Below are 12,210 nucleotides of genomic sequence, written 5' to 3'. Positions count from 1 at the left end.
GTTACAGATCAGCCGCCTTCCTTCAACGCCCCCGAACAGGTGGAGCGATGCCAGCGCCCCGCTCCGCTCGAGCGTGACAACAGCGAGGACTCGCCCTGACACCGCCATTTGCGCCCCGCTCCCCGCGCGCCTAGACTCCGCTCCGAAACACAAGCTGCCGCAGCGATTCCCCCATGGCCAAAGCCTCCACCTCCGCCTTCGTCTGCCAGTCCTGCGGGGCGGTCTTCGCCAAATGGGCGGGGCGCTGCGAATCCTGCGGGGAATGGAACACGCTGGTCGAGGAGGCTGTCTCTGCCCCGCCCGGCGCACTGAAGGCCGAAAAATCCGGCACCAAGCGCGGGCCGAAGGCCGAGTTCACCGCCCTCAATGCCGAAACCGAGCCGGTCTCCCGTATCGTCATCGGCGTGGAGGAGCTCGACCGCGTGTTCGGCGGCGGCATCGTCCCTGCCTCGGCCACCCTCATCGGCGGCGATCCCGGCATCGGCAAATCGACGCTCCTGCTGCAGGCCGCCGCGCGCCTTGCCCGCAACGGCGTGAAAACCGTCTACGTCTCCGGCGAGGAAGCCGCCGCCCAGATCCAGGAGCGCGCCAAGCGTCTGAAAGTCGCGGGTTCCCCCGTCCAGCTCGCCACCGAAACAGACCTGCGCCGCATCCTCGCCGCGCTGAAGGAAGCCAGCCCCGATTTCGTGGTGATCGACTCGATCCAGACGCTATGGTCGGACAGTCTCGAAGCGGCCCCGGGCTCGGTCGCGCAGGTCCGCGCCTGCGCGCAGGAGCTGGTGCGCTGGGCGAAGAAGTCCGGCGCTGCCCTTGTGCTGGTCGGCCATGTCACCAAGGAAGGCACCATCGCCGGGCCCCGCGTGGTGGAGCATATGGTCGATGCCGTTTTCTATTTCGAAGGTGAGCGCGGCCATCAGTTCCGTATCCTGCGCGCAGTAAAGAACCGCTTCGGCCCGACCGACGAGATCGGCATTTTCGAGATGCACGCCCTCGGCCTCACCCCGGCGAAAGAGCCCTCCGCCCTGTTCCTTTCGTCAGAGGCTGAAGCGGGCGGCGGCACAGCCGTGTTCGCCGCCATCGAAGGCTCGCGCCCGGTGCTTGCCGAAGTGCAGGCCCTCGTCGCCAAGAGCCCCTATGGCACGCCCCGACGCAGCGTCGTCGGCTTCGATGCCGGGCGCCTCGCCATGCTGCTCGCGGTGCTGGAAGCGCGCTGCGGGGTCAGCCTGGCAGGCATGGATGTCTACCTCTCCGTCGCCGGCGGCTACCGGATTACCGAACCGGCCGGCGACCTTGCCGCCGCCGCCGCGCTCCTCTCGTCCCTCACCGGCAATCCGGTGCCCGAGCGCAGCGTCTTCTTCGGCGAGATTGCCCTTTCCGGCGCCGTACGGGCCACCCCGCGCATGGATTTGCGCCTGAAGGAGGCTGCCCGCCTCGGTTTCCGCAGTGCGATCACCCCGGAAGGCACAACAGCCGCAGACAGCGGCTTGACCGTCCGCCCGATTGCGCGGCTTATCGCCCTCGTCGACCTCCTGGCTCCGGACGGCCTTGATGCTTGAATCCCTCTCTGCCTTTGACGCCATTGCGGCGGGCATCATCATCATCTCCGCGATCATGGCGTTCGCGCGCGGCTTCCTGCGCGAACTGGCGACACTGGGTGCGTTCATCGGCGCGCTCGCCGCCGCCTATTATGCGCGGAAATTCTTCACGACCCACCTCGCCGCCCTGCTGCCGGAGGGCACCCATCCGCTGGCGCCGGACATCATCCTCGTCGTCACGGCTTTCCTGATCGTCTATGTCCTTGTCGCCTGGTTCGGGCAGAGCCTGTCGAAATCCATCATGAGCGACGGCGAAATCGGCATGTTCGACCATGTCGCGGGGCTCATCTTCGGCATTTTCCGCGGCGCGGTGGCGCTGATTTTCTTCGCCGTCCTGACCAGCGCGGCGGTCGAGCGAGACCGGGTGCCGCCTTTCATTGCCGAAAGCCTCACCTATCCGCTGCTCGAACAGCTCGCAGGCCAGATAACCGGAGAGGCAGAGGAAATCGGCCGGACACGCGAAGCCAGCCGCGCGGCTAGCCTGTAAGGTGTCCGCCCTTGCGCCCGGCGCAGCACGCCCGCTAGACTCGTGAAATCGCCGCTCGTCCAGCAGAATGAGGGACTTATCATGGCACCCCGCCGCTGCTTCCTGATCCCGGCCGCTGCCGCCCTGCTCGCCGCCTGCGCCAGCCAGCCAGTTCCTGCGCCGGATCCGTCCGGCATCAGCCCGCCTGCTGCTGCCGCAACTGCAGAACCCGCCGAACCCCGCTTCACCCCCGCTGCGCTGGACCCCGCCGATCCCGGCCTGATCGCCCTTGCGGACGCCGTCTCCGGCGCCAGCCTGGTCAGTTTTGGCTTCCCGGGCAGTTTCAGCACAGAGGAAAACCAGCTCAAGGCCGCGCTGACCCAGGCCCTCGTGGAGCGCCATGGCCTCGGCGTGATCATCCTCGATGCGCCCTGCGCCGCCGCTTCGGTGCTCGACACCTATATCGCCGGGGCACAGACCGCCGATCTCGCCGCCGACACGGTACGCGCGGCAGGAATCGAACCGATGCTGCAAACCGCCGAGCTTGCCGAGCTGATGACCTGGCTGCGCGGCTGGAACGCCGTCTTCACGGATATGCCCGTGCGCATCGCCGGCAAGGACTGCCCGCTCGCCCAGACGGCGGAACCTGGCCGGATGGCCATCTTCTGGGGCTACACGTACAGTTTTGCCGATACCGGGGAAAAGCGACGCGCGCTCGGCGTGCGCGGCGATCTCGCCGGCGGCGAGGCTGTCTGGATCACCCAGGACTTTTCCGGCGCTGCTGCGGGCGCGGCAGAAACCAGCCGCTGGGCCATCTTGCCGGCACGCTCCGCCCGCCCCCTGCCGGGCGACCCTCAATCGGTGGACATCGTCGTCCAGCACCCCGGCCTGACGCCTGCGCCCGGCCTCTGACCGCGCGACTGCCTTTTTGTAAAACTTCTGTCATGCGCGCCCTTCCGCCAGCGCGCAAACCGGCCTATATCGCGCGCAGGCAGTGGCGCCTTCACTCGAAAAGCCGGAACCCGTCCCGATGGTCCTTTTCGATCACGATGACGACAAGCCTCGCGAGGAATGCGGGGTCTTCGGCATCTTTGGTAGCCCTGAAGCCAGCCTCCTCACCGCCCTCGGCCTCCACGCCCTGCAGCATCGCGGACAGGAAGCCTGCGGCATCGTCAGCTTTGACGGCAAGCGCTTTTCCTCAGAGCGCCATCTCGGCCTCGTCGGCGAGGGCTTTGGCGGCGACCTGCGCCAGCGCCTGCCCGGCCATGCCGCCATCGGCCACAACCGCTATTCCACGCAAGGCCGCCCGGTCGCGCGCAACATCCAGCCGATCTTCGCCGATCTCGACACCGGCGGCTTCGCTGTCGCCCATAACGGCAACCTGACGAATGCCCGCATCCTGCGCCAGCAACTCGTCCAGGGCGGCGCCATCTTCCAGTCCACCATGGACACCGAAGTCATCCTCCACCTTGTCGCGCGCAGCCCGAAGAAGCGCTTCGTCGACCGGCTGGTGGAGGCGATGCATCAGATCGAGGGCGGCTACGCGCTTGTCGGCATCACCGGCAAAAAGCTGATCGGCGCGCGTGACCCCATCGGCCTGCGCCCGCTCGTCCTTGGCCGCGTCGGCACCGCCTATATCCTCGCCTCGGAAACCTGCGCGCTGGACATCATCGGGGCTGAGTTCGTTCGCGAGATCGAGAATGGCGAAGTCGTCGTCATCTCCAGCAGCGGCATCGAATCGATCCGCGCCTTCCCGCCGCGCCCGCCGAGCCCCTGCGTCTTCGAATATGTCTACTTCGCCCGCCCCGACAGCTTCATCCAGGGCCGCTCGGTCTATGAAGTGCGCCGCCGGATGGGCCAGCAGCTCGCGCTCGAGACCCCGGCCGATGCCGATGTGATCGTGCCGGTGCCGGATTCCGGCGTGCCCGCCGCGCTCGGCTTTTCCGAGGCTTCCGGCATCCCCTTCCAGATGGGCATTATCCGCAACCACTATGTGGGGCGCACCTTCATCCAGCCGACCCAGACCGGCCGGCAGACTGCCATCTCCAAGAAGCACAGCCCCAACCGCGCCATCCTCGAAGGCAAGCGCGTCGTGCTGGTGGATGACTCCATCGTGCGCGGCAACACCTCGAAGAAGATCGTGCAGATGGTGCGCGAAGCCGGTGCCCGCGAAATCCACTTCCGCTCCGCCAGCCCGCCGATCCTCAACCCGGACTTCTACGGCATCGACATGGCCGCCAAGTCCGAGCTGTTCGCCGCCATCCACAGCCATGACGAGATGGTGCGCGAGCTGAAGGTCGAAAGCCTCGGCTTCCTGTCGGTACCCGGCCTCTACAAGGCGATTGGCGAGCCGCTGCGCAATGGCATGGCGCCCCAGTTCGCCGATCACTGCTTCACCGGGGATTATCCGACCCCGCTGCAGGATTACCATCGCGACCAGGCCGACAAGGAACGCCAGCTCTCGCTGCTGGACGATGTCTGATGTTGGCGCTATCAAAGGCCGGATGACCGCCATGAAAAGACTTGTTCTCGTCACCGGCGCCTCGCGCGGGATCGGCCGCGCGGCTGCACTGGAACTGGCCCGGCAGGGCGATCTCGTCATCGCTGTCGCGCGCTCCAAGGCCGCGCTCGAGAAACTCGATGACGAAATCCGCCGCGCCGGCTCCGAAGCCGTTCTCGTGCCGATGGACCTGAAGGACACCAAGGGCATCGACACGCTCGGCAAGGTCATCGCCGAAAAGTTCGGCCGTCTCGACGGCTTCATTGCCAACGCTGCGCTGCTCGGCACGCTCGGCCCGCTGGAAACCTGCGGCCCGCGCAGCTTCGAGGAAACCATCCAGGTGAACCTCACCGCAAACGCCCATCTCATTCGCGCCCTCGGCCCGTCGCTGCACCAGTCCGCCGCCCCGCGCGCCGTCTTCGTCACCTCCGGTGTCGCCCGGCGCCCGCGCGCCTTCTGGGGCCCCTATCAGGCCTCCAAGGCAGGCCTCGAAGCCCTCGTCATGGCCTGGGCGGATGAAAACGAGAACCTGCCGCTGCGCGTCAACATCTTCGACCCCGGCGCCACCCGCACCGGGATGCGCGCCGAAGCCATGCCCGGCGAAGACCCGATGACGCTGCCCGCGCCCGACGACGTCGCCCGCGAACTCGTCCGCCTCGTCTCGCCGGAGGAAAAACGCACCGGCGAGCGCATCGTCTTCCGTGAACTGACCAACAGCTGATGATCCGCGCGGGGACACCGGCATGACCATCACGATCACCGAAGTCTACCTGATCGCGATGCTGATCATCTTCACGGTGCCGTATCTCATCTGGCGCCTGTTCAGGACTGAATATTTCGCGCCGCTCGTTGTCGTGCAGATCCTGTGCGGCATCCTGCTCGGCCCCGGCGTGCTCGGCGCGGCCTTCCCCGCCTATTACGACTTCGTCTTCCGCCCGGAAGTCATCAGTATGCTGAGCGGCATCGCCACCTGGGCGGTGATGATCTTCGTCTGGATCGCCGGCATCGAGCTTGACCTGAAATCCGCCTGGAAAAATCGCGGCGAAACCGGCACCACCGCCGGCCTTGCCCTCGCCACACCCCTCCTGTTCGGCTGCGGCGCAGCCATCCTGCTGCTCCAGATGGGCGATGGCTGGATGGGACCGAACGCCCAGACCTGGCAGTTCATTCTCGGTATCGGCATGGCCTGCGCCGTCACCGCCCTGCCGATCCTCGTCCTGTTTCTCGAGAAGCTCGAAATCCTGCGCCAGCCAATCGGCCAGCGCATCCTGCGCTATGCCAGCCTCGACGACATCGCCATCTGGGGCGTCCTCGCGCTCATCCTGCTCGACTGGGACCGGATCGGCCGGCAGGCGATCTTCCTCGTCGTCTTCGCCGCCATCGCCTATTGCGTGCGCTGGCTGATGATCCGTGTCCCAACCAAGGACCGCTGGTATCTCGGCCTCGTCTGGATGGCGCTCGCCGCCCTGGTGTCTGACTGGGCGGGCCTGCACTACATGGTCGGGGCTTTCCTCGCCGGCGCGGTGCTCGACCGCGACACCTTCGACGAAGCGCAGATGGACCTCTTCCGCAACCACATCCTGCTCGCCATCATGCCGGTCTTCTTCCTCTCGACCGGCCTGCGCACCGAATGGGATATGGGCGGCACAGCCGTCTTTGCCGCCGCCGCGATCCTTCTGGTCGCCTCGGTCGCGGGCAAGCTCGCGGGCGTCAAACTTGCCGGCATGGCGCTCGGCTGGAAGAAGGGCGAAGCCTCGCTCATCGGCTGGCTCCTGCAGACCAAGGCGCTGATCATGATCATCTTTGCCAACATCCTGCTCGACCGCGGCGTCATCACCAATGACGCCTTCACCGCCTGCCTCCTGATGGCCGCCGCCAGCACAATGCTGACCATCCCCATGGTCGCCCCGATGCTGAGGAAAGAGACCGCACCCGTCGCGGCTGAAGAGGGCACGCCCCCTTAATTGTTCCCTTCCCGCCCGCAAGGGCCTATAAGGAGAGGTCTCCGCAGCCCGGACAGCTTTCGGGATCCGGGCTGATAATTCGAGGTGGCCGATGGCGCCGATGACCGACCCTATTGCCAACAGAGAACGAGCAGGCGCAACCGGACGGCTGTCTGCCCGGGTCGAAACAATTGCCAGCGCGCCGCTGGAAACAGTCTGGAAGGTCTTCGTCCCGGTCGAACTTCCGCGCGTCTTTCCGCGCCGCAAGGGACCGATCCCTGCCGTCACCTCTACCAGCGGCCAGACGGGCCGGTGGGACGTTCCCGGACAGACCCGGTTTGTTCACCTCTCCGACGGGACGACTGTGCGCGAAGAGATCACTTTCAGCGAACCAAGTGAAGGCCGTCCGCCCACGGATGGCCGCGCAGAGTTTGGCTACAGGGTCAGCGGCTTTACAGGTCCGATGGCGGGGCTGGCCGCAGAAGCCCGGGGTGCCTGGCTGTTCGAGGAAATCGATGCAGACCGCACCCGGATCATCTGGACTTATGTGTTCGTACCTGCCAGCGCCCTCGCGAGCCTGCCGCTGGGGCTCATCGTGCGCACATTCTGGACGGCCTATATGCGGAGCGGTCTCGCCAATATCCAGGCCATGTCGGAAGCAGCCTGAACGAGCCTCGGGCCCGATCAGTCGGTGTTCGCCCCCGCCAGCGCCGACGCCTCCGCCGCTTCCGCCATCGCCACCGCCGCGACCGCGCCATGCGCCGGCACGGGGCTGCGCGCAAGACCGAGACAGGCGGCATAGAAGCCTTCATCCGCCGAGCCCAGAGGGTCCGGCATGTCAGCGGAAATATCCACCTTCACTTCATAAGGCGTTGTATTGATCAGCCGGCGCGTCAGGAAGTCGATATCGATCTCGCCGGAGGGATACACCACGCGCATCGTCCGTTCCCGGAACTCTGCCGCCCGGCTCGCCCGCAGGATCGCCCGCCCGCCGCTCGCATACTCGAAGCGCGCCTCTGCCTCATCAAGGTAGGGCGAGTGCACGCGCCGCCCCGTGGCTTCCACGCGGGTAAACTCCCGCCCCAGCATCATCGCCGCAAGGTCGAGATCATGGATCATCAGGTCCCAGATCACCGAGACATCGCCCGCGCGCCCGCCCGGCGCCGGCGGGCCGGAGCGCACAGATTCGATCAGCTTCGGCGTCTCTTTGATCGCCAGCACGCCCATCGCCATCGCCACGAACCGCTCCTGATGGCCGACCTGCAGGATGCGCCCGCGCGCCGCCGCCTCATCGGCGAGGTCGCGCGCCGCGAGGCCGGACAGCGCCAGCGGCTTCTCGACCAGCACATGGCAGTGCGCCTCGATCGCCTCGCGCGCCAGCGGCTCATGCCACGTCGCCGGCACGGCGATCACCACCGCATCACACTGGCGAAGAAACGCCGCATAATCGGAAAAGCCGGGCGCCCCGAAGGTCTCCGCAAGCTTCTCCGCCCGCGCGAGGTCAACGTCGAAGATGCCCGCCAGCTCTGCCCGCGCCGAGGCGGCGGCCTTCTGCGCATGGTAATTCCCGAACACGCCGGCGCCTGCGACGCCTACTCTCAGCCTGGTCATTCCGCCCGTCCTTTATGGTCCGCATGCCATCCAGAGGCCCGGGGGGCAAGCCCCGGTGTCCGCGCGGGCAGGATTGCAGCCCGCCGCTCATTCCTGCAAAAAGGCTTGCAGCCGCGCAGCAGAGCGATCATGACGCGCGGGCATGGCCGTTCCGGTGTGGACGGCCTGTTTCATTTCAAATTGCCCCTGCCGCCCTATCCAGACCGGGAACCTGCCGACCCATGCCTGCCCTGTTTGATGCCTATATCATGGCCGACTGGAGCGCCGCCACGAAGCCGGCGCTCGGGCCGAACTCGATCTGGATCGGCATCCTCGCCAAGGATGCGCGCCTCAAGCTGCAATTCCGCAGCGTGAACATCGACACGCGCCTGAAGGCCCGCGCCTTCATCGAGGATATGGTCGCCAAGCTGACCAAGCGCGGCGACAAGGTGCTGCTCGGCTTCGATTTCTCCCTCGGCTATCCCGCCGGCACCGCGGCTGCGCTCGGCCTCGACACCGCCTCCCAGGCGCCGTGGCAGGCGATGCACGCCCACCTCGCCGGCAAGCTGAAGGACAAGGCCGACAATTCCAACGCCCGCTACGCCATTGCCGCCGGCCTCAACTATGCGATCTCCAAGGGCCCGTTCCCCTTCTGGGGCGCGCCCGCGCGCGATGTCGTCTCCACGCTTGCGGCCACGCGCCCCGATTATTCCGGCGCGCCGCTGGCCGAGTTCAGGCTCTGCGAAACCTACCTTAAAGAGAAAAAAGCCGGCCAGCCGAAATCGGTCTGGCAGCTCGCCTATGCCGGCAGTGTCGGCAGCCAGACCCTCACCGGCCTGCCGCATGTCCATGCCCTGCGTCAGCTCTGGCCCACCTCCCGGGTCTGGCCGTTCGAGTTCGGCGACGCGCCCATCACAGCCGGTTCCCTGGAGGATGTCAGTGTCGTGATGGCCGAGATTTACCCCTCGATCCTCAAGGTCAAACCCGAAAAAGGTGAGGTCGCCGACGAGGCCCAGGTACGCGGAATCGCCCGCCACTACGCGGATTTGGACGAAAAAGGCCTCCTCGGCGCGAGTTTTTCCACAGGCAAGTCGCTTTCCCCGGAACAAATCGGGGCCGTGCTGGCCGAAGAGGGCTGGATTCTCGGCGTTTAGCCTGTGTCTATGGGCAATCCGGCGTATTCACGCTTTCCGAATCGTGGGTATGTCGGGCCAATGACGCGTAAACGTCATGTAATTCAGAGGAGAACCCCTATGAATAAGGGTGAACTGACCAAAGCGGTGGCCCAGTCGACCGGCCTGTCGCAAAGCGACGCCGGCAAGGCGATCGATGCCCTCTTCGACACCATCGCAGCGGCAGTGAAGAAACGCGAGCAGGTTGCAATTGCCGGCTTCGGCACCTTTGCCGCCAAGACCCGGAATGCCCGTGAAGGCCGCAACCCGGCCACCAAGGAAACGATCAAGATTCCGGAAAAGACATCAATGGCCTTCAAGCCGGCTTCGGCCCTGAAGGACATCTGATCCCTCTGTCGCCTCCGCACAGCCGGGGGCACGGTGTAAAGTTCAGGCGGCGCGTTCGGAAACCGGGCGCGCCGCTTTCCATTCCAGCACCGCCACCTGCAGCGCCCCGGCCACCAGGCAGCCGATGAACGCGCCTTCCAGCACGCCCGCCGCCCCGCGCCCAAGTGTGATCGCCAGCCAGTAACAGGCCGGGATCATGACAATAAAGAACGAGCCGAGATGGATGCCGCTCGGCAACCACACCATCCCCTGCGCCCGCAGCGCAAACGAGGCCGTCGCCTGCAGGCCGTCGAACACCGTGATCAGCGCCGCCATCCACATCAGCGCGGCGATCGCCGGCGCCAGCATGATGCCCGCGATCTCGGCATCGGGCCGCACCAGCAGCCCCGACAGCGGCGTCCCGAACAGCACCAGCAGCACGCCCAGCACCACGCCCAGCACAATCGTCGCCACCACGCCGAGTCGGCCCGCATTGCGCACCTCCTCCTGGTTGCGACGGCCCACAGCCTCGGCCACCCGCACGCTCGTCGCCGTGGCGATGCCCAGATAGAACATGAAGCACAGGCCGATGATCTGCACGGTGTAGCCATAGACCGCGTTCGCCGCGATCGAGACCCAGGTCGCGATCACATAGGTGATGTTGAACCCACCCCATTCGGCCACATTCGAGATCGCCGTCCCGATGCCCACCTTCACCTGATGCGCCGCCTCGCCCTTCTCGGCCGGCGGGGAGCGGCGGAAGGCCGGCGTCAGCACCGCCACGAGGATCAGGAACACGATGACGAGGAACCAGCGCGTGCCCGTCGTCGCCCAGGCGACGCCCTCGGCCCCCATCTGCGGGAAGCCCCAGAAGCCGGCCACCAGCGCGAGGTCCAGCACCAGGTTCACCGCAACACCGGCATACATCAGGCACGTCACCAGCAGCGGCCGGCGCAGCGCTTCAAGATAGTATGAGCACGCGACTGTGATCATGTGGCCCATCAGGCCAAAGGCGAGGATGCGCGTCACTGATGCCGTCGCCGCCGCCACTTCCTCGCCGGAGGCAGCCGCTGCGGCCGCTTCGCTCGCCGGGGCAATCGCCACGAAGATCCAGTGGAACAGCGGATCTGCCAGCGGCAGGATCAGCAATGTCAGCGCCGCCCCGAGCCCGATGCCCCACATGAGGCCCCGCCGGAAGATGCGGCCTGATCCCGCCTCCCGCCCCGTACCGAGCAGTTCGGACGTGAGCACCTGCACACCCAGCAACAGCCCGATGCCGAGCCCCAGCGACACGCCAATCGGCAGCCAGGCATTCAGCACATAGGCCAGCTCGCCCGGCGCAAACTGGCCGAGCACGATCGCATCTGTCAGCCCCATCAGCATCATCGCCATCCGGCTGATGGCGATGGGCACCGACAGGCGGATCAGGTCCGCAACATCCGAGGGGCGCGCCCAGGCGGGCAGGCGCGACGACGCCGTCATGACTGCCCTCCCTTGTGATTATCCCGGCATTCTCCGGTTTCCGAGCAGCCGGGCCGTATGCCTGAACTGCTTTGCGGCGGCAAGCTGCAGCCCTCGCACGCGATGAAAATTTGCCGCAGTCGCAAGCGGGGAGAATTAGGTGGACGGGCCGCCAGGAAGATGAGTACCAGAAAACAATGCTCAGCCCACGGTTCACTCTGATGGCACGCAGCCTGGCGTTCCTTGCGCTCGGCCTCATCATGCTAATGCCGGGCCTCCATGCCCGGGCTCATGGGCCGGAGGCGGGCAGCGCCTTCATGCTGGTCTGTGCCGAGGCGGGCGACACCGCCAACCCGGCCATCGGCCGGGAGCTTGCCGAACTGCTTTCCGGCGAGGTTCCGTCCCAGCCCGCCCTGCCAGACGATTGCAAAGTCTGTCACCAGCTCTGCGGTCTGAGTGTGCTCCCCCCGGCCGATCTGACAATGCAATGGCCCGCGCCCGAGGCTTCCAGCCGGGCCAGCCGCGCGGCAGTCGGTCCGGCCAATGCCCGTGGCCCGCCGGTCGGCGCCCGCGGCCCGCCCTCCCTGATCTGATCCCTGCCACATCCGGCACGTGAGCGGGCGTCTTCGGCGCCCATCTCCGCGCAGCTTCAGCTTTTCATCAGATCAGGAAAACCCCCATGTCAAACTTGCTTCACGCCGCCTCGGCGACGGCGCTCATCGCGCTCACCGCAGCCTTCCCCGCCCTTGCCCAGGAAGACGCCGAGCGCATCCTCGATACCGTCTCAATCGATGAGGCCCGCCCGCCCTCCCTGACCGCCCGAACGGCGGAGGAGGCCGCCCGCGCCCTCGAGACCCTTGCCGGGGCGGCAAGCATCATCGATGCCGAAACCCTGCGCAACAGCCGCACAGCCACGCTCGCTGATGCGATGCGCCTTGCGCCCGGCGTCTTCGCAGCGCCGCGGTTCGGGGACGAAGACCTGCGCCTGTCGATTCGCGGCTCCGGCATTGTCCGCACCGGCCATGGCAAGGGCGTGCTCGTCATCCGCGACGGCGTCGTCATCAACCAGGCCGATGGCAATTTCGACCCGCCGGTCCTGGACTTCGCCTCGGCGTCTCACATCACCGTCCTGCGCGGTGGCGCCGCCCTTGGCAGC

The 12,210-nt window shown here is 66.6% G+C and carries 13 protein-coding genes; 11 read left to right on the top strand and 2 right to left on the bottom strand.

What is annotated here, in order from left to right; genetic code table 11:
* Positions 1-173 precede the first annotated feature (173 nt).
* From radA to ACK4SV_RS01620, 7 genes are all read left to right on the top strand, one after another.
* The gene (radA, locus tag ACK4SV_RS01650) at positions 174-1,556 is read left to right on the top strand and encodes a DNA repair protein RadA (RefSeq protein WP_409916044.1); all 1,383 of its coding nucleotides are present in this window, start codon (positions 174-176) and stop codon (positions 1,554-1,556) included.
* The gene (locus ACK4SV_RS01645) at positions 1,549-2,082 is read left to right on the top strand and encodes a CvpA family protein (protein ID WP_409916043.1); all 534 of its coding nucleotides are present in this window, start codon (positions 1,549-1,551) and stop codon (positions 2,080-2,082) included. The genes radA and ACK4SV_RS01645 overlap by 8 nt, the downstream gene beginning before the upstream one ends.
* Before the next feature lie 81 nt (positions 2,083-2,163).
* Positions 2,164-2,973, top strand: coding sequence for an erythromycin esterase family protein (locus tag ACK4SV_RS01640; protein ID WP_409916042.1), 810 nt, complete (start codon positions 2,164-2,166; stop codon positions 2,971-2,973).
* A gap of 118 nt (positions 2,974-3,091) precedes the next feature.
* Positions 3,092-4,543, top strand: coding sequence for an amidophosphoribosyltransferase (gene purF, locus ACK4SV_RS01635; RefSeq protein WP_409916041.1), 1,452 nt, complete (start codon positions 3,092-3,094; stop codon positions 4,541-4,543).
* Positions 4,544-4,565: 22 nt separating this feature from the next.
* A complete protein-coding gene (locus ACK4SV_RS01630; RefSeq protein WP_409916040.1) occupies positions 4,566-5,282 on the top strand; it encodes an SDR family NAD(P)-dependent oxidoreductase in 717 nt (238 codons plus the stop codon).
* A gap of 22 nt (positions 5,283-5,304) precedes the next feature.
* Positions 5,305-6,525 carry a cation:proton antiporter gene (locus ACK4SV_RS01625; protein ID WP_409916039.1) on the top strand — a complete coding sequence of 407 codons (1,221 nt, stop codon included), beginning with the start codon at positions 5,305-5,307 and terminating at the stop codon, positions 6,523-6,525.
* A 100-nt stretch (positions 6,526-6,625) separates the two neighbouring features.
* Positions 6,626-7,171, top strand: a complete 546-nt coding sequence (locus tag ACK4SV_RS01620; protein WP_409916038.1) for an SRPBCC family protein — start codon at positions 6,626-6,628, stop codon at positions 7,169-7,171.
* Positions 7,172-7,188: 17 nt separating this feature from the next.
* Here the strand turns inward: ACK4SV_RS01620 and ACK4SV_RS01615 are convergent, their stop codons facing one another.
* Complete coding sequence (locus tag ACK4SV_RS01615) at positions 7,189-8,115, bottom strand: Gfo/Idh/MocA family protein (RefSeq protein ID WP_409916037.1); 927 nt, start codon at positions 8,113-8,115, stop codon at positions 7,189-7,191.
* 221 nt (positions 8,116-8,336) lie between these two features.
* Between ACK4SV_RS01615 and ACK4SV_RS01610 the strand changes: the two genes are divergently transcribed.
* Positions 8,337-9,248 carry a hypothetical protein gene (locus ACK4SV_RS01610; RefSeq protein WP_409916036.1) on the top strand — a complete coding sequence of 304 codons (912 nt, stop codon included), beginning with the start codon at positions 8,337-8,339 and terminating at the stop codon, positions 9,246-9,248.
* A gap of 60 nt (positions 9,249-9,308) precedes the next feature.
* Entirely contained in the window at positions 9,309-9,614 is a 306-nt protein-coding gene (locus tag ACK4SV_RS01605) for an HU family DNA-binding protein (RefSeq protein ID WP_409916035.1), read from the top strand.
* A gap of 42 nt (positions 9,615-9,656) precedes the next feature.
* Here ACK4SV_RS01605 and ACK4SV_RS01600 read toward each other — a convergent pair whose 3' ends face one another.
* Positions 9,657-11,075 (bottom strand): MATE family efflux transporter, encoded by a 1,419-nt coding sequence (locus tag ACK4SV_RS01600; RefSeq protein WP_409916034.1) that lies wholly within the window; start codon positions 11,073-11,075, stop codon positions 9,657-9,659.
* 200 nt (positions 11,076-11,275) lie between these two features.
* Between ACK4SV_RS01600 and ACK4SV_RS01595 the strand changes: the two genes are divergently transcribed.
* Both ACK4SV_RS01595 and ACK4SV_RS01590 read left to right on the top strand, forming a co-directional pair.
* Positions 11,276-11,647, top strand: a complete 372-nt coding sequence (locus tag ACK4SV_RS01595; RefSeq protein WP_409916033.1) for a hypothetical protein — start codon at positions 11,276-11,278, stop codon at positions 11,645-11,647.
* Between the two features lie 86 nt (positions 11,648-11,733).
* Positions 11,734-12,210 (top strand): TonB-dependent receptor plug domain-containing protein (locus ACK4SV_RS01590; protein WP_409916032.1); only part of this gene is annotated, 477 nt, incomplete at its 3' end.

The sequence above is a fragment of the Hyphomonas sp. genome, assembly GCF_046313735.1.
GTDB lineage: Bacteria > Pseudomonadota > Alphaproteobacteria > Caulobacterales > Hyphomonadaceae > Hyphomonas.
Note: the sequence above shows the minus strand (reverse complement) of the source record. Positions and strands in the feature narration are given on the sequence as shown.